At 63.4% G+C, this 18,197-nt stretch carries 16 protein-coding genes; 7 read left to right on the forward strand and 9 right to left on the reverse strand.

Translation table 11 applies throughout. The annotated features are described in order from the left end of the window. Positions 1 to 55: 55 nt before the first annotated feature. The 4 genes from NLY43_RS15400 to NLY43_RS15415 form a co-directional block, all read right to left on the reverse strand. The gene (locus NLY43_RS15400) at positions 56 to 1,054 is read right to left on the reverse strand and encodes an ABC transporter ATP-binding protein (protein ID WP_023712605.1); all 999 of its coding nucleotides are present in this window, start codon (positions 1,052 to 1,054) and stop codon (positions 56 to 58) included. Positions 1,055 to 1,243: 189 nt separating this feature from the next. Further along, entirely contained in the window at positions 1,244 to 2,398 is a 1,155-nt protein-coding gene (locus NLY43_RS15405) for an ABC transporter substrate-binding protein (RefSeq protein WP_023692632.1), read from the reverse strand. 211 nt (positions 2,399 to 2,609) lie between these two features. Beyond that, on the reverse strand, positions 2,610 to 3,521 hold the full coding sequence (locus NLY43_RS15410; RefSeq protein ID WP_023673412.1) for a LysR family transcriptional regulator: 912 nt from the start codon (positions 3,519 to 3,521) through the stop codon (positions 2,610 to 2,612). An 80-nt stretch (positions 3,522 to 3,601) separates the two neighbouring features. Then, entirely contained in the window at positions 3,602 to 4,213 is a 612-nt protein-coding gene (locus NLY43_RS15415) for a DedA family protein (protein ID WP_023712606.1), read from the reverse strand. 247 nt (positions 4,214 to 4,460) lie between these two features. On the opposite strand from NLY43_RS15415, the gene NLY43_RS15420 reads away from it, so the two are divergent. Beyond that, positions 4,461 to 4,622: a hypothetical protein gene (locus NLY43_RS15420; protein ID WP_023713562.1), complete on the forward strand. Its 162-nt coding sequence runs from the start codon at positions 4,461 to 4,463 to the stop codon at positions 4,620 to 4,622. Here NLY43_RS15420 and NLY43_RS15425 read toward each other — a convergent pair. Further along, a complete protein-coding gene (locus tag NLY43_RS15425) occupies positions 4,619 to 5,383 on the reverse strand; it encodes a DeoR/GlpR family DNA-binding transcription regulator (protein WP_023685103.1) in 765 nt (254 codons plus the stop codon). The two genes, NLY43_RS15420 and NLY43_RS15425, sit on opposite strands and share 4 nt — an antisense overlap. Before the next feature lie 420 nt (positions 5,384 to 5,803). Between NLY43_RS15425 and NLY43_RS15430 the strand changes: the two genes are divergently transcribed. Both NLY43_RS15430 and NLY43_RS15435 read left to right on the forward strand, forming a co-directional pair. Then, positions 5,804 to 6,688, forward strand: a complete 885-nt coding sequence (locus tag NLY43_RS15430; RefSeq protein ID WP_023712609.1) for a phosphotransferase family protein — start codon at positions 5,804 to 5,806, stop codon at positions 6,686 to 6,688. Beyond that, positions 6,685 to 9,138 (forward strand): GcvT family protein, encoded by a 2,454-nt coding sequence (locus NLY43_RS15435; RefSeq protein ID WP_023712610.1) that lies wholly within the window; start codon positions 6,685 to 6,687, stop codon positions 9,136 to 9,138. The genes NLY43_RS15430 and NLY43_RS15435 overlap by 4 nt, the downstream gene beginning before the upstream one ends. 12 nt (positions 9,139 to 9,150) lie before the next feature. Here NLY43_RS15435 and NLY43_RS15440 read toward each other — a convergent pair whose 3' ends face one another. After that, positions 9,151 to 9,783 (reverse strand): class I SAM-dependent DNA methyltransferase, encoded by a 633-nt coding sequence (locus tag NLY43_RS15440; protein WP_023712611.1) that lies wholly within the window; start codon positions 9,781 to 9,783, stop codon positions 9,151 to 9,153. 106 nt (positions 9,784 to 9,889) lie between these two features. On the opposite strand from NLY43_RS15440, the gene NLY43_RS15445 reads away from it, so the two are divergent. Beyond that, complete coding sequence (locus NLY43_RS15445; RefSeq protein ID WP_023712612.1) at positions 9,890 to 10,792, forward strand: phosphotransferase family protein; 903 nt, start codon at positions 9,890 to 9,892, stop codon at positions 10,790 to 10,792. 1 nt (position 10,793) lies between these two features. Here NLY43_RS15445 and NLY43_RS15450 read toward each other — a convergent pair whose 3' ends face one another. Beyond that, positions 10,794 to 11,717 (reverse strand): DMT family transporter, encoded by a 924-nt coding sequence (locus tag NLY43_RS15450; RefSeq protein ID WP_023712613.1) that lies wholly within the window; start codon positions 11,715 to 11,717, stop codon positions 10,794 to 10,796. 72 nt (positions 11,718 to 11,789) lie between these two features. Beyond that, complete coding sequence (locus tag NLY43_RS15455) at positions 11,790 to 13,070, reverse strand: amidohydrolase family protein (protein ID WP_023712614.1); 1,281 nt, start codon at positions 13,068 to 13,070, stop codon at positions 11,790 to 11,792. Between the two features lie 175 nt (positions 13,071 to 13,245). On the opposite strand from NLY43_RS15455, the gene NLY43_RS15460 reads away from it, so the two are divergent. Both NLY43_RS15460 and NLY43_RS15465 read left to right on the forward strand, forming a co-directional pair. Further along, positions 13,246 to 15,003 carry an ABC transporter ATP-binding protein gene (locus NLY43_RS15460; RefSeq protein ID WP_023712615.1) on the forward strand — a complete coding sequence of 586 codons (1,758 nt, stop codon included), beginning with the start codon at positions 13,246 to 13,248 and terminating at the stop codon, positions 15,001 to 15,003. Positions 15,004 to 15,057: 54 nt separating this feature from the next. Continuing rightward, positions 15,058 to 15,528, forward strand: coding sequence for a hypothetical protein (locus NLY43_RS15465; RefSeq protein WP_156033682.1), 471 nt, complete (start codon positions 15,058 to 15,060; stop codon positions 15,526 to 15,528). Positions 15,529 to 15,538: 10 nt separating this feature from the next. Here NLY43_RS15465 and ilvD read toward each other — a convergent pair whose 3' ends face one another. Further along, complete coding sequence (gene ilvD, locus NLY43_RS15470; RefSeq protein WP_023712616.1) at positions 15,539 to 17,383, reverse strand: dihydroxy-acid dehydratase; 1,845 nt, start codon at positions 17,381 to 17,383, stop codon at positions 15,539 to 15,541. 270 nt (positions 17,384 to 17,653) lie between these two features. Between ilvD and NLY43_RS15475 the strand changes: the two genes are divergently transcribed. Further along, on the forward strand, positions 17,654 to 18,124 hold the full coding sequence (locus NLY43_RS15475) for a VOC family protein (RefSeq protein ID WP_023688814.1): 471 nt from the start codon (positions 17,654 to 17,656) through the stop codon (positions 18,122 to 18,124). The last annotated feature ends 73 nt before the right edge of the window (positions 18,125 to 18,197 follow it).

Here is an 18,197-nt window from a genome sequence, read left to right on the forward strand (position 1 = left end):
GCTTGAGGGGGAGATGTCCGGCAGGACAGAGGGGGGTGCTTGGCGCAAACCTCAATCATGCCGGCTCGTCCATCAAATGCAAATGCTCGCGGTTGAACGTCAGCACCACCGCTTCGCCTTCCGCCGGCAGCTTTGTCCCGGCCGGCACGATGGCGTGCAGCCTCAACCCGTCGGCGTCGAGCGCCAGCTTGGTCGTAGCGCCGAGATAGTTGGTTCCGACCAGGCGCGCGGCGACGCCCTCGCCTTTGGCGGCGCGGCCGATGCGGATGGATTCGGGACGCAGGCTGCCCCAGCGGTGCTGGCCGGAATAGCGCTGGACGAAGTCCGGCGGCAGTACGTTGGAGGAGCCGACGAAATCGGCGACGAAGCGTGTCCTGGGCCGCTGGTAGATGTCTTCCGGCGTGCCGATCTGCATGATCTTGCCGTCATTGAAGACGGCAACGCGGTCGGCCATCGACAGCGCTTCGCCCTGATCATGGGTGACGAAGACGAAGGTGATGCCGAGCGCCTTCTGCAGCGACTTCAGCTCTTCCTGCATGTTCTCGCGCAGCTTGAGGTCGAGCGCGCCGAGCGGCTCGTCGAGCAAAAGCACCTTGGGCTGGTTGACCAGCGCACGGGCCAGCGCGACGCGCTGGCGTTGGCCGCCGGAGAGCTGGCCGGGACGGCGGGCGCCATAGCCGGGAAGCCGCACCAGTGACAATGCCTCTTCCGCCGCCTTCTGCCGCTGCGGCTTGGCGATGCCCTTGACCATCAGCCCGTAGGCGACATTGTCCAGCACGTTCAAATGCGGGAACAGCGCGTAGTCCTGGAACACCGTGTTGACGTTGCGGCGATAGGGCGGCACGCCCTCGGCGCGGTCGCCGAAGATCGAGATCGAGCCCGATGTCGGCTGCTCGAAGCCGGCGATGAGGCGCAGGCAGGTAGTCTTGCCGGACCCCGACGGACCAAGCATGGCGAAGAACTCGCCCGGCACGATGTCGAGATCGACCGCATCGACGGCGCGCACGCTGCCGAAATGGCGAGAGACTTTCTGGAAGGAAACGGCCGAGGTCATGGGCTGTCCTGATCTGTTGCCGGTTTGTGGTTCGTCGAAATAGCTCTTGCCGCCACCAATCAGGCCAGCGGGCACGGCACTTCACCTGGCGAAGCCGCGGGTGGGGGTGACTAGCACCGGACGTCAGCGCTGCCCCCACCCCGACGCTGCGCGTCGACCCTCCCCACAAGGGGGTGGGTTAAAGGGAGCTCAACGCCCGCCGATGACGCCGATATAGTCGGACACCCAGCGGTAGTAAGGCACGCACTGGTCGTTCTGGGTTGCGCACTTGGAGACCGGGGTCTTCCAGAACTTGATCTTGTCGAAGTTCTCGTAGCCGTTGGTCTTGCAGCCTTCCTCGCCGAGCAGCTCGTTGCCCTTGCAGGCAGCGGGCACCACGGGGAGCGAGCCGAACCAGGCCGAGACATCGCCCTGGACCTTGGGCGACAGCGAATGCTCAAGCCACATATAGGCGCAGTTGGGATGCGCGGCGTCGGCCTCCATCATGGTGGTGTCGGCCCAGCCGGTGACGCCTTCTTCCGGCACGGTCGAGGCGACCGGCTTCTTGGCGGCAACCAGCGTGTTGACCTGGTAAGGCCACGAACCGGAAGCGACGACGCCTTCGTTCTGGAAATCGTCGACCTGGATGGCGGCGTCATGCCAGTAGCGGCCGACCAGCGTCCGCTGAACACGCAGCAGCTCGAGCGCTGCCTTGTACTGGTCTTCGTTCAATTCGTACGGGTCCTTAATGCCGAGTTCCGGCTTGTGGAACATCAAATAGTTGGCGGCGTCGGCGATGTGGATCGGGCCGTCATAGGCCTGGACGCGGCCCTTGTTGGACTTGCCGTCCGGCAGGTTCATTTCCTCGAAGACGACGTTCCAGCTCTTGGGCGCTTCCTTGAAGACATCGGTGTTGTACATCAGGATGTTCGGGCCCCACTGATAGGGAACGCCGTAATGCACCTTGTCGACGGTGAACCAGGGCGCATCCTTCAGACGGTCGTCTACCGCCTTCCAGCTCGGGATGAGATCGGTGTTGATCGGCTGCACGCGCTTGCCGGCAACGAGGCGCAGCGATGCGTCACCCGAAGCGGTGACTAGATCGAACCCACCCTCATTCATCAGCGAGACCATCTCGTCGGAGGTGTTCGCGGTCTTGACGTTGACCTTGCAGCCGCTCTCCTTCTCGAAGGAGGTCACCCAGTCATAGCCCTTGTCGGTTTCGCCGCGCTCGATGTACCCCGGCCAGGCAACGATGCTGACCTCCCCTTCGCCCTTGCCAAGTTCCTTGACCTGGGCGACGGCCTGACCGGAAAAGGTCAGCGCGACCGTCAAGGCGGTGCACGTCTTCAGGAATGAATTCATCGTCAATCTCCCATTTTGGCGCCTGACTGCGAAGCGAGTCGCCGCCGCGGTCAGCCGCAGGCTGAAAAGCGTCAGTTCATCCGATGGCACGTTGCCGCTCTGGTGGCGGCTTTCGTCCCTGACATGAAAAGTGCTCGGAAAATTCCGGTTTCGCAAATTCATTTATCAGAAACGCGATATCGGTTTTTCCGATAGATAACCACGCACCCTATCAACGCTGCTGGCGTACCATACGCTGCGACTGGGCAAGGCCGATGAAGTCGCGCGACGCCTGCGGCAGACCGGAGCCGCGGCGCCAGACCATGCCGACCTGGACGACCGGCAGGGAACCCGAAATGTCGCGCGATTCGATGCGGTCGCCTTCCAGCGACCACGGCCGGTAGACTAGGTCGGGCAGCAACGCCACGCCCGCACCTGTGGCGACGAGGCTGCGAACGGCTTCGACCGAGCGGGTGCGAAAGGCGACATGCGGCCTGGCGCCGATCGCCGCCAGAAGCTTGCCGGTGTTCTCCTCGATCTCGTCGACGGTCAGCATGATCAGCGGCTCGCCGGCAATGTCGCCTATGCCGATAATGTCGGCGCTGGCCAGCTTGTGGCCGAGCGGGACCCACAGCCGGTAGGCCGAGACCTCGAGGATTTCCGACTGCAGAGCGGTGCGGTCGCGCAAATTGGAGGTGACCATGACGGCAATGTCGAGCTTGCCGCCGATCAGCAGATGTTCGAGATAGTCGCCATTGTCCTCGATGGCCGAGACATCGACGCCGGGATAGGCGCGGCGGTAGCGCGCCAGCAGATCGGACAGCACATAGCCCGCGACCAGCGAGGTGACGCCGAGCTGCAGCCGCCCGCCGGCCACCACCTGGTCGTCGGAAAAAGCGCGGCGCGCGTCGGAGACGTCGGCCAGGATCTTGGTCGCATGGCGCAGGAACTGGTGGCCTTTGTGGGTAATGTTGAGGCCACGCGGATGGCGCTCGAACAATTCGACGCCGAGATCGCTCTCCAGCTCCTTGATCGCCTCGGTGACCGAGGATTGCGAGATGGAGAGGTTTTGTGCGGCGCCCGACACCGTGCCTTGCTCGGCGACGGCAATGAAGAACTGCAGCTGGCGGATGGTGAAAGCCATGGCCGGACTAAACACCGGCGCGCCGGGGAAGGAAAGCCGAAGGCGGAGCTTATACCCATACGGCTTGAGGCGCCTCCTGGTCAGCCGAACCCGAGGCGCCGCCGGCAGGCTGAACCGTAGCGCAGCGCGAGCATGAACGCCGTCTCCAGCGCCATGACGATGACGATGATGCGAAAGCCGATGGCATAGGAATCCCGGCCGCTGCCGCGCATAAGGTAGCCGGTGACGAGGAAGCCGGTGTTCCATAGCGTGGCGCCGAGCAGCGTCGCCGCCGCGAAGGGCAAGAGTGGAAGACGGAGCGCGCCGGCCGCGATCGGCAGATAGTTGCGAACCGTCGGGATGAACTGCGCCAGCAAGGAGACCCGGACATGATGGCGGCGATAGGCCTGACCAAGCTTGCTGTAGGTCGCATAGCGCAAGCAGACATATTTGCCGAAACGCTGGACCAGCCTGTCGGCACGATCCAAGCCAATCCGACGACCCAAACTATACCAGACAAGGCAGCCTGTGATGGCGGACAGCGTCGTTACCAGAAGCAGGATCGCCAGCGCCGGGAGATCGGGGGCTGCCGTCATGCCGAGGAACAGCAGCAGCACATGCGAGGGCGGCAGCGGCAGGATCTTTTCTGTGAAGGCGAGGCAGGCGACGCCGAGCAGGCCGAAGCCCAGGATCGCCGACAGTGGATCAGTCATGCGAAGCGCCAGTCATAGGTTTTGAGGTTCTTGATCCTGGACACCTTATACACCGTCATACACCGTCGCCGGCGGAAAGTTGCGGAATGTCCGGCCAAGCCGGGTCGGCTTCCAGGTCGGAGCGCGCAAGCGTCCAGGCCATGAGGAAAGACAAGGCATCGTTTGCAGCATGGTGGCCTCATTGCTGATGCGGGCGATTCGCCCGGCCCGCATTTCGACGAGGCGCTGTTTGCGGCTGCCAAGTTGCATGGACATTGCGAAGAGCGGGATGATTGAAAAACAATTTTTCACCAGAACGACATCTTACGCGGCCGGCAACGCGGCGCGCATGATGCACAACATCGCCTTCGTGGTATCGGGTGGCGGCATGGCCGGGATCGCGGCGCGCCAGTCGCTGGTGTTTGGCTAGGCCGCAGCAATGCTAAGGCGCGCTCCAGCCTCGGCAAGTGCCGAGGCAATGTCGCGCGGCGGCGGCTGGTCGGTGGCGAGTTCGGAAAAACCGTCGAAGCCGCAGACCTGGACCAGACCCTGGCGACCGAACTTGGTGTGGTCGGTGATGACCAGCGAGCGCTGGCCGCGCGACAGCACCATGCGGGCGAACTCCGCCTCTTCCAGATCGTAGTCGGCAAGGCCTGCGGCGGCATCGACGGCGCCGATCGAAATCACCGCATGGCTGACCGAGAAGCGGCTGACGAAATCGATCGCCGAGGCGCCGAAGGCGGCTCCGGAATCGCTGCGCAATTCGCCGCCGGCCATATAGACCTTGTTGCCGTTGACGGTGGCCAGCGTGCGGGCGATGTCGGATGAATTGGTGACCACGGTCAGCCGCCGGTGGCCGAGCAGTTCGCGGGCCAGGAACGAGGTCGTGGTGCCGGTGTCCAGCATGACCGATTCACCGTCGCGAATGGTGGCAGCGACCATGCGGGCGATCAGCCGCTTGGCCTCCGCATTGTCGCGCATGCGCCGCTCGAACGGCGCTTCGCCGGCCATCGACGGCAGGCCGATCGCGCCATGCATCTTGAGCACCGAGCCATTGCCGGTCAGTGGCTTGACATCCCGGCGCACCGTTTCAAGCGAAACCCCCAGCCGGTCGGCGAGGCTGGCAATGGTGACGGTGCCCTCTTCCTTGAGGAGGCGGAGGATTTCGCCATGCCGTTTCGAATGGATCATCTGGCTTCCTGAATTTGCGGCCTGCCCGGTTTTAGGGCAATGCCGCCGTTTTTAAAGGAATTGCTCGTGGTTTCGGGCAAAACACCCAAAAAAAGTCACAACATTTCATTGACAGTTAGGTAGCACTGGCGTGACATTGACGGCGTGACAGCTTCGGAACTGCCACGGGAGGGTGATGGCAGAGCCGCAATTCACGGACCGGACCGTCTGGCCAGACCGTCTGGGTTTGAACTGGCACAAAAGTTTCTCAAATCCGCGGGGGCGGAGACCGGGTATCAAAACCTGGCCAGAGGGGCTCGTCGGTGCGGCGCGGGATAGGAGTTCCTGCGTCCCGCACCGACGAGATTTTTTGCGTTTCCCAACGCTCGTTGCGCGGCGCATGGCGCCCAAGAAAGCTCCGCAAAAGTCAGGGATGGTCCCGTGACTGCTGAAGACCGCATCCGGACCTTGCCTTGCTGGAATGGCAGCATCGACATTGCGCCGTTGCCGGGCGGCCTCAGCAACGCCAACTATCTGGTCAAGGACGCGGCCGGGCGGCATGTCGTGCGCTTCGGCCAGGACTATCCATTTCACCACGTCTTTCGCGACCGCGAGGTGATGACGGCCCGCGCGGCGCACGCCGCAGGCTTCGCGCCGGCGGTCCACCATTCCGAACCCGGCATCATGGTCACGGAATTTCTCGGCGCGAAAACCTATGTTGCCGAGGACGTGCGCGCCAATATCGGCCGCGTCGCAGCCCTTATGCGCGGGTTCCATCGCGAGATGCCCAATCACATCTCCGGCGCCGGCTTCATGTTCTGGGTCTTCCATGTCATCCGCGACTATGCGCGAACGCTGAGCGAAGGCGGCAGCCGCAAGCGCGACGAGCTGCCCAGGCTGCTGGCTCTGGCCGACGAGTTGGAGCGGGCCCAGAAACTGCTGCCGATCGTCTTCGGCCACAATGATCTTTTGCCGGCAAATATTCTCGACGATGGCGACAGGTTGTGGCTCATCGATTTCGAATATGCCGGTTTCAACACCGCGATGTTCGATCTTGCCGGCGTTGCCTCCAACGCCGAGATGAGCGACGCGGAGTCCTTCACTTTCCTCACGGCGTATTTCATGCGCGAGCCGGATGAGGCGATCCGCCGCTCGCACGCGGCCATGCAATGCGCCTCGCTGCTGCGCGAGGCGATGTGGAGCATGGTTTCCGAACTTTACCTCGACGCGCCCGGCATCGACTACGTCGCCTACACCGCGGAGAACCTGACGCGGCTTGACGCGGCGCTGGACAATTACCGCACGAAATACGGGACACAGTCATGAGCTTGCCCACACATGCCGGCATCGTCGTCATCGGCGGCGGCATTATCGGCTGTTCGACGGCCTACCACCTGGCGCGCGACCACAAGGCCGATGTCGTGCTGCTGGAACAGGGCAAGCTGACCTCGGGTTCGACCTGGCACGCGGCCGGGCTGGTCGGCCAGCTGCGCTCGTCCGCCTCGATCACCCGCGTGCTCAAATATTCGGTCGAGCTCTACAAGGGACTGGAAGCCGAAACCGGGCTCGCTACCGGCTGGAAGATGACCGGGTGCCTCAGGCTTGCGACCAATGCCGACCGCTGGACCGAATATAAACGGCTGGCGACGACGGCCAGGAGCTTCGGCATGGACATGCAGTTGCTGTCGCCGAGGGAGGTCAAAAAGATGTGGCCGCTGCTGGAGACCGGCGACCTCGTCGGCGCCTCCTGGCTGCCGACCGATGGGCAGGCCAGCCCCTCCGACATTACGCAGTCGCTGGCCAAGGGCGCGCGCATGCATGGCGCCAAGCTGTTCGAGGACGTCCGCGTTACCGGCTTTGACATGACGGACGGGCACATCACCGCGGTGAAGACCAACAAGGGCGACATTGCTTGCGACAAGGTGGTGAACTGCGCCGGGCAATGGTCGCGCCAGGTCGGCGCGATGGCCGGCATTTGCGTGCCGCTGCAACCGGTCAAGCACCAGTACATCATCACCGAGAAGATCGACGGGTTGGCGACCGACGCGCCGACAATCCGCGATCCCGACCGCCGCACCTATTTCAAGGAAGAGGTCGGCGGGCTGGTGATGGGTGGCTATGAGCCGAACCCACAAGCCTGGGCGACCGGCCTGCCGGGCGGCGATGTCCCCGACGACTGGGAGTTCCGGCTGTTCGACGACGACTACGATCATTTCGAGCAGCATATGAGCCAGGCGATCGCGCGCGTGCCGGCGCTGGAGACGGTCGGCGTGAAGCAGATAATCAACGGGCCGGAGAGTTTTACGCCGGACGGCAATTTCATCCTCGGTGTCGCGCCCGAATGCGCCAACATGTTCGTCGGCGCCGGCTTCAACGCCTTCGGCATCGCTTCCGGCGGCGGCGCCGGCTGGGTGCTGGCGCAATGGGTTGTCGATGGTGAAGCGCCGCTCGACCTTTGGGTGGTCGACATCAGGCGCTTTTCCAATTTGCACCGCGACCGGCAATGGGTCAGCGATCGCACGCTGGAAGCCTATGGCAAGCATTACACGATCGGCTTTCCGCATGAGGAGTACGTCTCGGGCCGGCCGCGCATCGTCTCGCCGCTCTACGAGCGGCTGAAAGCGCACCGCGCGGTGTTCGGCTCCAAGCTCGGCTGGGAACGGCCGAACTGGTTCGCACCGCAGGGCACCAAGCCCGAAGACGTCTACTCGATGGGCCGGCAGAACTGGTTCTCAGCCGTCGGCGACGAGCACCGGCATGTGCGCGAAAAGGTCGGCATCTTCGACCAGTCCTCCTTCGCCAAATACGAAATGACAGGCGTCGATGCAGCCAAGGCGCTGGACTGGATCTGCGCCAACGATGTCGCCAAGCCAGTGGGACGGCTGACCTACACGCAGCTTCTCAATACGCGCGGTGGCATAGAGGCCGACCTGACGGTGGCAAGGCTCGCCGAAGACAAATTCTACATCGTCACCGGCACCGGCTTCCGCACGCATGATCTCTCCTGGATCGGCGACCATGTCGGCAAGGGCCTCGACGTGACGTTGAAAGATGTCACCGAGGATTTCGGCACGCTGTCGCTGATGGGACCGCGCGCCCGCGATGTGCTTTCGGCCGTCACCGACGCGGATGTCTCAAATGCCGCCTTCCCATTCGGCCATGTCAGCGAGATCGCTATTGCCGGTCACACGGTGCGGGCGCTGCGCGTCACCTATGTCGGCGAGCTCGGCTGGGAATTGCATGTGCCAATCGCCGCCACCGGCGAAATCTTCGACACGCTGATGGCGGCAGGCAAGCCGCACGGCATCCGGCCGATCGGCTATCGGGCGCTGGAATCACTTCGGCTGGAGAAAGGCTACCGCGCCTGGGGCTCCGACATCACCCCCAACGACACGCCTCAGGAGGCCGGCCTCGGCTGGGCGGTGAAGCTGAGGAAGAACACCGATTTCGTCGGCCGGCGGGCGCTCGAAAAGATCAGCGGCGCCGACCTGAAGAAACGCTTTGCCGGCTTCACGGTCGACGATCCCGATATCGTGCTGGTCGGGCGCGAGACGATTTTGCGCAATGGCGAACCGGTCGGCTATCTCACCAGCGGCGGTTATGGCTACACGCTGGCTAAGAACATCGGCTATGGCTATGTCCGCAACGCCGATGGCGTCAGCGACGATTTTCTCAGCTCAGGCGACTATGAGCTGGTGGTGGCGATGGAACGGACGCCGGCCAAGATCCATCTCGAGCCGATGTACGATCCGGCGATGAGCAAGATCAAAGCGTAGACGAAACCTGGATTAGCTCACACGAAGCACGAGGCCGCGGCTGGGCACGGTATCCGACTCGCCCGGCATCGAGACATAGGGCGCCGTCTCCTCGGCGCGGACAACCCTGCCCTCAGCCTCGAGCGCAGCGATGCGTTCGGCGAAGCCGGCGTTCCACAGCGTGTTCTTGACCGTCAGCACGATGATGCCGTCCGGCCGGCAGATGCGGATCAGTTCGTCCAGTCCCTCGGCGCCGACATGCCCGGAGGTGAAAACGCCGGCCGAGACGATGCCGGCATAGGCATTGTCGGCAAAGGGGAGCGGCCCGCCGAGCGCCAGGCAATGCAGTGCCGAATAGACGCCCTTTGCCGCCGCCTTGGCCAGCATGCCTTGCGAAATATCGAGCGCTTCGACCTGGGGATAGCCGGTAATGGCCAGCCACTCGCTGATCAGCCCGGTGCCGGCCCCGGCGTCGAGAAGCGGGGCCGCGCCGCGCGGCAGATGGCGGGCCAGCAGGGCCAGGCAGATCGTCGGATGGCGGTAGCCGGCGGCCGACATATCGGCATCGTAGGTTTCCGACCATTTGTCATAGATCGCGGCGACGTCCTCGGGCCGTTGCGCCGCATAGGCGGCGCCAAGCCCGCCATGATCCTTGTTGCCCGCCATGGCTGTTTCTCCGCCAGCTCGCTGCTCACCCTCGATCGGATGATAGCCAAACGGCGAAAACTGTGGAACCGTTGTCGCAAGAAATAACACGCCAGGGGCAACAGGCATGGGGACGGACGAGGCACGCGCAACACTTGCGGCAATTCCGGCATTGGCGGGCTATGACGGACCGCTTGAGCGGCTGGGCGGGATGACCAATCTCGTCTTTCGGGCCGGCGATATCTGCCTGCGCATGCCCGGCAAAGGCACGGAGGAGTATATCAACCGCGCCAATGAAGCGGTGGCGGCGCGTGAGGCGGCCAAGGCCGGCGTCAGTCCCGAGGTGCTGCATGTCGACCCCGCGACAGGCGTGATGGCGAGCCGCTTCGTTGCCGGCGCCGAGACAATGTCGCCGGAGAAGTTCAAGCTGCGCGCCGGTAGCCCGGCCCGCGCCGGCGAAGCCTTCCGCAAGCTGCACTCGTCAGGCGCGGTGTTCCCGTTCCGCTTCGAGCTGTTTGCGATGATCGACGACTATCTCAAGGTCTTGTCGACCAAGGATGTCGCCTTGCCGCCGGGCTACCACGACGTGGTGCGCGAATCCGACACCGTGCGTGCGTCCCTTGCCGCGCATAGACTGCCGCTTGCCGCCTGCCATTGCGATCCGCTGTGCGAGAATTTGCTCGATACGGGCGAGCGGATGTGGATCGTCGACTGGGAATATTCGGGGATGAATGACCCGCTCTGGGATCTCGGCGACCTCTCGGTCGAAGGCCGGTTCGACACCGCGCAGGAGGAAGAGATGATGCGCGCCTATTTCGGCGGCGAGGCGAAACCGGCCGAGCGCGGCCGCGTCGTCACCTACAAGGCGATGTGCGACCTGTTGTGGACGCTGTGGGGGCTGATCCAGCTTGCCAACAACAACCCGGTCGAGGACTTCCGCGCCTATGCCGACGGCCGCTTCGCCCGTTGCAAGGCGCTGATGGAAACGCCTGAGTTTTCACGGCATTTGGCGGCGGTGCGCCAAGGTTAGGTCAATTCACGCCTTTCGGCACGTTCTCCCGCGGCACGACTGTTTCGACCACCTTCTGGCGGTGGAAGATGAACAGGCCGGCGAGCACGACGATGGCCGAGCCGATCAGGATGCGCGGTCCCGGCACGTCGCCGAAGAAGGCCAGGCCGAAGATCACCGCCCATAGAAGCAGGCTGTAGTGCAGCGGCGCCAGCGTCGAGGCAGGGGCCAGTTTCAGCGCCCTGGTAATCATCAGATGCGCGCTGCAGGAGACGATGCCGAGCAGGAGCATGGCGCCGAAATCGAGTGCCGAGGGCGTCTGCCAGGCGCCGATGGTCATCACGCCGCCGACCAGCAGCGTGCCGATAGTCTGCCAGGTTACCAGCGTTGTGTCGCTGGTGCCGCGCAGGCGGCGGCTGAGGATGATGGCGAAGGCGAAGGCAATGCTGCCGACCAGTGCGAACAGCGAGGACTGCGAGAACGCAGCCGAAGAGGGCTTCAAGATGATCAGCACGCCGCAGAAGCCGACCAGGATGGCGGCCCAGCGGCGCCAGCCGACCTTTTCGCCGAGCAGGAAATGCGACAGCGCCGCCACATAGATCGGCCCGGCCATGTAGAAGCTCATCACATCGGCCAGCGGCAGATAGACGACGGCGGCGTAGAACAAGGCTGTGTCGACCGTCGTCGCCACCACGCGCAGAAGCTGGAGGACTGGCCGCTCCATCTGGAACAGCTTTGCGGCGCCCTGGTTGGCGATCATCGGGCCGAGCACGATGAAGGCCCCGATCGATCGGATCAGCACCACCTGCCCCACCGAGAAGCTGGCGACCAGCCATTTGCCCATCGCGTCGTTCAGCGCGAACATGAAGTCGCCGGCCAGCATCAAAAGGATGCCGGCCAAAAGCACGTTCCTGATGGTAAAGGTGCGGACGAGCGACTGGGCCATGCGGCTCCCTAGCTGCAAGCGGCCGCTTTGACGAGGCAAATCGGTAAGACCAGCGGCGGAAATCGGCTGTTTCTACGCAGCTTTGTGCCGCCGGTTCACCTGTCCGGGACGGCCGGCGATCGACAGCCGTGTCTCCTGCTTCGTGCGCTCGGCCACCACCTTGCCCCTGGCGACGACGCACAGCCGTTCGGCACGCAGCCTCAAGGCCTCGATCGGGTTGCCTGCATCGAGGATGACGAAGCTGGCGCGCTTGCCCACGGCAAGGCCGAGATGATCGAGGCCCATGATGGCGGCGTTGACGTTGGTGACCATGTCGAAGCAGCGCGCCATGTCGGCAGGGCTCGACATCTGAGCGACGTGGAGGCCCATGAAGGCGACGTCGAGCATGTCGGCGGTGCCGAGCGAATACCAGGGGTCGAGAACGCAATCCTGGCCCCAGCCGACGCGGATGCCGAGCGCCTGCATCTCCTTCACCCGGGTCATGCCGCGGCGTTTGGGAAACGTGTCGTGGCGGCCCTGCAGCATGATGTTGATCAGCGGATTGGGGATCGCCGAGACACCGGTCTCGGCGATCAGCGGCAGCAGCTTGGAGACGTAATAATTGTCCATCGAGTGCATGGAAGTCAGGTGCGAGCCGGCCACCTTGCCCTGCAGGCCAAGGCGCTGCGTCTCATAGGCAAGCTGCTCGATGTGGCGCGACAACGGATCGTCGGTCTCGTCGCAATGCAGGTCGACCATCAGCCCGCGCTTCGCCGCGATTTCGCAAAGTTCGGTGACCGAGCGCGTGCCGTCGGCCATGGTGCGTTCGAAATGCGGGATGCCGCCGACGATGTCGACGCCCATGTCGAGCGCGCGCAGCGTGTTCTGGCGCGCCGTCGGCGAACGGTAGAAGCCATCCTGCGGGAAAGCGACCAGTTGCAGATCGATATAGGGCGCGACAATCTTCTTGACGTCGAGCAGCGCCTCGACCGCCAGCAGCCGGTCGTCGCAGACATCGACATGGGTACGGATGGCGAGCAGGCCCATCGAGACCGCCCAGTCGCAATAGGCGAGCGCCCGCTCGCGCACCGCGTCATGGGTCAAGAGCGGCTTCAGTTCGCCCCACAGCGAAATGCCTTCCAGCAGCGTGCCCGAAGCGTTGATGCGTGGAATGCCGTAGGACAGCGTGGCGTCCATATGGAAATGCGGATCGACGAAGGGCGGCGAGATCAGATTGCCACGGGCGTCGATCGCCGTGCCGGCGCTGACATGCAGTTCGGACTCGATGGCGACGATCGTCTCGCCGATGATGCCCAGGTCGGCGACGGTGCCGTCGGGCAGCGTTCCGCCGCGCACAACAAGGTCGAAATCCATCTGTCGTCATCTCCCTGCAGATCAGTCGCCGCAATCGTGGCGCAAAAGACACCGTGCCGCAGCCGATTGTCTCCGCGACAGCGAAAGGTTCCATCCGGCCACAACTCGCTCTATAAGCCGCCTTTCGCCCCGGTGGCGAATCCGAAATTCGTCAGTCAGGCATGGGATCGGCCATTTGTTTCGCTTCTTCCGTTCGACGGAAAACCAGCGCCTTATCGCAAGGCTTTTGCGGGAATCCTTTCACGCGCATAGATTTGGCTACGCTGCGGCCATTCTGTCGATGTTGGTGGTGGCGGCAACGACAGCAGCCAGCGCCTATATGCTGCGCGAAATCACCAATGAATTCGTGGTTTACAAGCGGATTGGGCAGGTCAATCTGATCGCGGCGGCGACCGGAGCGATTTTCATTCTCAAGGGCTTCGCAAACTTCATCCAGGCCTACTTCATGAGCAGGGTCGGCAATGCCATCATCGCCGACCGGCAGCGCAAGATCTATGACAGCATTCTTGCGCAAGGCATCGAATTCTATCATTCGACCTCTTCGTCCGAACTGATTTCGCGCATGACGAACAATGCCCAGGCCGCGCGCAGCGTGCTCGACCAAATCGTCACGTCCTATGTTCGCGACCTGGTGACGCTGGCTGCGCTGGTGGGGGTGATGGTCTGGCAGCAGCCGGCGCTGTCCCTGATCTGTCTGGTGATCGGGCCGATCGCCATTTACGGCGTCAATCGTATCCTGAAGCGCGTCCGAAAAATTGCCTCGCAAGAATTCCGTTCGCTCGGCCAGATCGTGCAGGTGATGCAGGAAACGGCGATCGGCGTGCGCGTCGTCAAATCCTTCGGTCTCGAAGGCGCCATGCGCAAGCGCATGTACAAGGCCGTGTCGGACGTGGAGAGCCGCGCCAACAACATCGCCACGCTGGAGGCCGCCACCAGCCCGGTGATGGAAACGCTTGCGGGGCTGGCCATCGCTGGCGCCGTTTTTGTCAGCGGCTTCCTGGTTCTGGGCGGCGGCGGTCAGATGCCGGGCAACATCATGGCGTTCATCGCGGCGCTGCTGTTGGCCTATGAGCCGGCCAAGCGCCTGGCCCGCGTACGCATCTCGCTTGAAACCGGCATTGTCGGCGTGCGCATGATGTTCCAGCTCGCCGACCGGCCGCTGACGCTGGCCGAAAAGCCGGATGCAAAGCCGCTGCGGGCCGGGCCGGGCGAGATCCATTTCGACAATGTCAGCTTCGCCTACCCCGAAAGCGCGCCGGTGTTCGAGGGACTGGACCTGACGCTTGCCGCAGGCAAGATGACGGCGCTGGTCGGACCCTCGGGCAGCGGCAAGTCGACCATCCTCAACCTGATCATGCGCATGTACGACCCGCAGGTCGGCAGGGTGATGTTCGACGGGCAGGACATTTCTTGTGCCACGCTCACCTCGGTCAGGGAAAAGATCGCCTATGTCAGCCAGGACACGTTCCTGTTTGCCGGCACGATCATGCACAACATCAGGCTCGGGCGCGAGGGCGCCACGGACGAGGAAGTAATGGCCGCCGCAAGGGCCGCCAATGCACATGACTTCATCAGCGCCCAGGCGAAAGGGTACGACACGGATGTCGGCGAGAATGGCGCGCTGCTGTCAGGCGGCCAGCGCCAGCGCATCTCGATCGCGCGCGCCATGCTGCGCAATGCCGAAATCCTGCTGCTCGACGAGGCGACCAGCGCGCTCGACGCCGAATCCGAGGCGCTTTTCCGCGACGCGCTGCAGCAGCTGACGGTCGGGCGCACCACCATCGTCATTGCCCACCGCCTGTCGACCGTGCACCAGGCCGACACGATCGTGGTGCTGGAGGCCGGCAACGTGGTGGAAAGCGGCGCGCATCGCACGCTGCTCAACCAAGGCGGGCTGTATCAGAAGCTTTATGAATATCAGCTGATGCCATAACGGAGTGCGAGTATGCGCGCTGCTCGGTTCATGTCCTTTCTACGATCCGTCTTGTTGGGCACCTTTGCCGCGCAATCTCCTGCCATGGCTCTCGACTACGACAAGGCGCATCACCTCGACGCGGAGAACCTCGCCGAACAAGGAATCGCAAAGACCTACCAAGAAGTTTTGCCCGAGCTTCGGCAATATGTGAAAGACCCAATCGCAATCGAGGAAAGCGTAGACATGTACGCTTCACGATATGCCGTGCGCTCGGCTGGCCAGGAGTTCGTGATATACGCCCCGGATAGTGTGGGCAGCGAAGACAAAAGCTGGGGCACGGCCACTTATGTCTTCTTCAAAATCATCAATGACCAACTCACCCATTCGGGCGTGCGATACTACGCGCTCAACGGTGGAAACGACCTGTTCGGCATCTTCTTGACACCATCACAGGCGGAAGACGCAAAGCGATCGCTGCCAACCCGCACGGATTGGCCCTATCTTCCCGATCCGAAATCGCCTTGGTACGGCCAGTACCACTAGCCGGGCTGGATCACTCCGGCACGTGCCGCACCGCGCCCTTGTCGGCGCTGGTGGCGAAGGCGGCGTAAGCGCGCAGCGCGGTCGTCACCTTGCGCTTGCGCTTTTCCTCGGGCTTCCAGGCCATGGCGCCCTTTGCCTCCATGGCCGCGCGGCGCGCGTCGAGTTCAGCGTCGCTGACAGCAAGCCGGATCGTGCGGTTGGGGATGTCGATCTCGATCGTATCGCCTTCCTGCACCAGTCCGATCGTGCCGCCTTCCGCTGCTTCGGGCGAGGCATGGCCGATCGACAGGCCTGATGTGCCGCCGGAGAAGCGGCCGTCGGTGACCAGCGCGCAGGCTTTGCCGAGGCCTTTCGACTTTAGATAGCTCGTGGGGTAGAGCATTTCCTGCATGCCGGGACCGCCGCGCGGTCCTTCATAGCGGATGACGACGACATCGCCGGCCTTGATTTCGTTGGACAGGATCGCCTTCACGGAAGCGTCCTGGCTTTCGAACACGCGGGCCGGGCCGGTGAACTTCAGGATCGACTCGTCAACGCCGGCCGTCTTCACGATGCAGCCGTCGAGCGCGAGATTGCCTTTCAGAACCGCAAGCCCGCCGTCTCTGGAGAACGGCGTCTCGGCTGAGCGGATGACGCCCTTCTCGCGGTCGAGGTCGAGCTCGTCCCAGCGGCGGTCCTGGCTGAAGGCGACCTGTGTCGGCACGCCACCCGGAGCGGCGAGAAAGAAGTCGCGGACGCTCTGGCTCGAGGTGCGGGAGATGTCCCAATGGTCGAGCGCTTCGCCGAGGCTTGCCGTATGCACCGTCGGCAGGTTGCGGTTGAGCAGCCCGGCATTGTCGAGCTGGCCGAGGATGGCCATGATGCCGCCTGCGCGGTGGACGTCTTCCATATGCACGTCGGACTTGGCCGGTGCGACCTTGCATAGCACCGGAACCCGCCGTGACAGCCGGTCGATGTCTTCCATGGTGAAATCGACTTCGCCCTCGTGGGCGGCGGCCAGGATATGCAGCACCGTATTGGTCGAGCCGCCCATGGCGATGTCGAGCGTCATGGCGTTCTCGAAGGCGCCCTTCGAGGCGATGCTGCGCGGCAGCGCCGTCTCATCATCCTGCTCGTAGTAGCGCTGGGCGAGATCGACGATAAGGTGACCCGCCTCGACGAACAGCCGCTTGCGGTCGGCGTGGGTTGCCAGCGTCGAGCCGTTGCCCGGCAGCGAGAGCCCCAGTGCTTCGGTCAGGCAGTTCATCGAATTGGCGGTGAACATGCCCGAGCACGAGCCGCAGGTCGGGCAAGCCGAGCGCTCGATGACCTTGACGTCCTCGTCGGAGATCTTGTCGTCGGCGGCGGCAACCATGGCGTCGACCAGGTCGAGCGCTTGTGTCTTGCCGGCGAGCACCACCTTGCCGGCTTCCATCGGCCCCCCGGAGACGAAGACGCTTGGGATATTGAGGCGCAAGGAGGCCATCAGCATGCCGGGCGTGATCTTGTCGCAATTGGAGATGCAGACCATGGCATCGGCGCAATGCGCGTTGACCATATATTCGACCGAGTCCGCGATCAGCTCGCGCGACGGCAGCGAATAGAGCATGCCGTCATGGCCCATGGCGATGCCGTCATCGACGGCGATGGTGTTGAATTCCTTGGCGACGCCGCCGGCCTTCTCGATCTCGCGCGCCACCAGCTGGCCAAGGTCTTTCAGATGGACATGACCCGGCACGAACTGGGTGAAGGAATTGACCACCGCGATGATCGGCTTGCCGAAATCCGAATCCTTCATGCCGGTGGCGCGCCACAGGCCGCGGGCGCCGGCCATGTTGCGGCCGTGGGTGGTGGTGCGGGAGCGATAGGCAGGCATGAATTTTCCTTGGCTGGCTGGCTGCGCCCGGTGCGGAGCGTGGCGGCGCGGAACTTGGATCGCAGGGTTTATAGACCGGCAAGTATGGTCTGGCCACTTTTTTGCAATGCGCCAGAGTCTCGCTGAAAATCAGGGTTTCGAAAAAGATTGCCGGCCAGTGTCGGATCGCTAGCCCGGCATCCGTCCTTGGACGACGGCAAGGGAATGGCACCATTGCTATAAGTCAGCAGCTTCACCTGTAACCGCAACCAAACACCCGAGGAGCATGACATGCAAAAGATCACCACCTGCCTGTGGTTCGATGGCCAGGCCGAAGAGGCGATGAATTTCTACGTCTCCATCTTCAAGAATTCGAAGGTGCTGAGCGTGCTGCGTTGGCCCGAAGGCCAAGCCGATGCCGGCAAGGCGCTGGTGACCACGTTCGAACTCGACGGCGTGCAGTTCCAGGCACTCAACGGCGGACCGCAATTCAAGTTCAACGAGGCGATGTCACAGTCGATCGACTGCAAGACCCAGGAAGAGGTCGATTATTTCTGGGACAAGCTCATCGAAGGCGGCGGCGAACCGTCGCAATGCAGCTGGCTGAAGGACAAGTTCGGCGTCTCCTGGCAAGTCGTGCCGGAGCAACTGCCGCGCCTGCTTCTGGATCCGGACCGGGCCAAGGCCGGGCGGGTGATGTCGGCGATGATGCAGATGAGCAAGATCGATATCGCCAAGATCGAGGAAGCTGCCAAAGGCTGAGTGAAGCCCTCAACGCCTCGCTGCCCCTCATCCGCGCTTCGGGCACCTTCTCCCAGTGAACGGGGAGAAGGCA

This window comes from Mesorhizobium sp. C416B (genome assembly GCF_030323165.1).
In the GTDB taxonomy this organism is placed as follows: Bacteria; Pseudomonadota; Alphaproteobacteria; order Rhizobiales; family Rhizobiaceae; genus Mesorhizobium.

Bases quoted from the DNA above. Each gene is read 5' to 3' on its own strand.
- NLY43_RS15400 (WP_023712605.1), bottom strand. From the start codon at position 1,054: ATGACCTCGGCCGTTTCCTTCCAGAAAGTCTCTCGCCATTTCGGCAGC.
- NLY43_RS15405 (WP_023692632.1), bottom strand. From the start codon at position 2,398: ATGAATTCATTCCTGAAGACGTGCACCGCCTTGACGGTCGCGCTGACC.
- NLY43_RS15410 (WP_023673412.1), bottom strand. From the start codon at position 3,521: ATGGCTTTCACCATCCGCCAGCTGCAGTTCTTCATTGCCGTCGCCGAG.
- NLY43_RS15415 (WP_023712606.1), bottom strand. From the start codon at position 4,213: ATGACTGATCCACTGTCGGCGATCCTGGGCTTCGGCCTGCTCGGCGTC.
- NLY43_RS15420 (WP_023713562.1), top strand. From the start codon at position 4,461: ATGGACATTGCGAAGAGCGGGATGATTGAAAAACAATTTTTCACCAGA.
- NLY43_RS15425 (WP_023685103.1), bottom strand. From the start codon at position 5,383: ATGATCCATTCGAAACGGCATGGCGAAATCCTCCGCCTCCTCAAGGAA.
- NLY43_RS15435 (WP_023712610.1), top strand. From the start codon at position 6,685: ATGAGCTTGCCCACACATGCCGGCATCGTCGTCATCGGCGGCGGCATT.
- NLY43_RS15440 (WP_023712611.1), bottom strand. From the start codon at position 9,783: ATGGCGGGCAACAAGGATCATGGCGGGCTTGGCGCCGCCTATGCGGCG.
- NLY43_RS15445 (WP_023712612.1), top strand. From the start codon at position 9,890: ATGGGGACGGACGAGGCACGCGCAACACTTGCGGCAATTCCGGCATTG.
- NLY43_RS15450 (WP_023712613.1), bottom strand. From the start codon at position 11,717: ATGGCCCAGTCGCTCGTCCGCACCTTTACCATCAGGAACGTGCTTTTG.
- NLY43_RS15455 (WP_023712614.1), bottom strand. From the start codon at position 13,070: ATGGATTTCGACCTTGTTGTGCGCGGCGGAACGCTGCCCGACGGCACC.
- ilvD (WP_023712616.1), bottom strand. From the start codon at position 17,383: ATGCCTGCCTATCGCTCCCGCACCACCACCCACGGCCGCAACATGGCC.
- NLY43_RS15475 (WP_023688814.1), top strand. From the start codon at position 17,654: ATGCAAAAGATCACCACCTGCCTGTGGTTCGATGGCCAGGCCGAAGAG.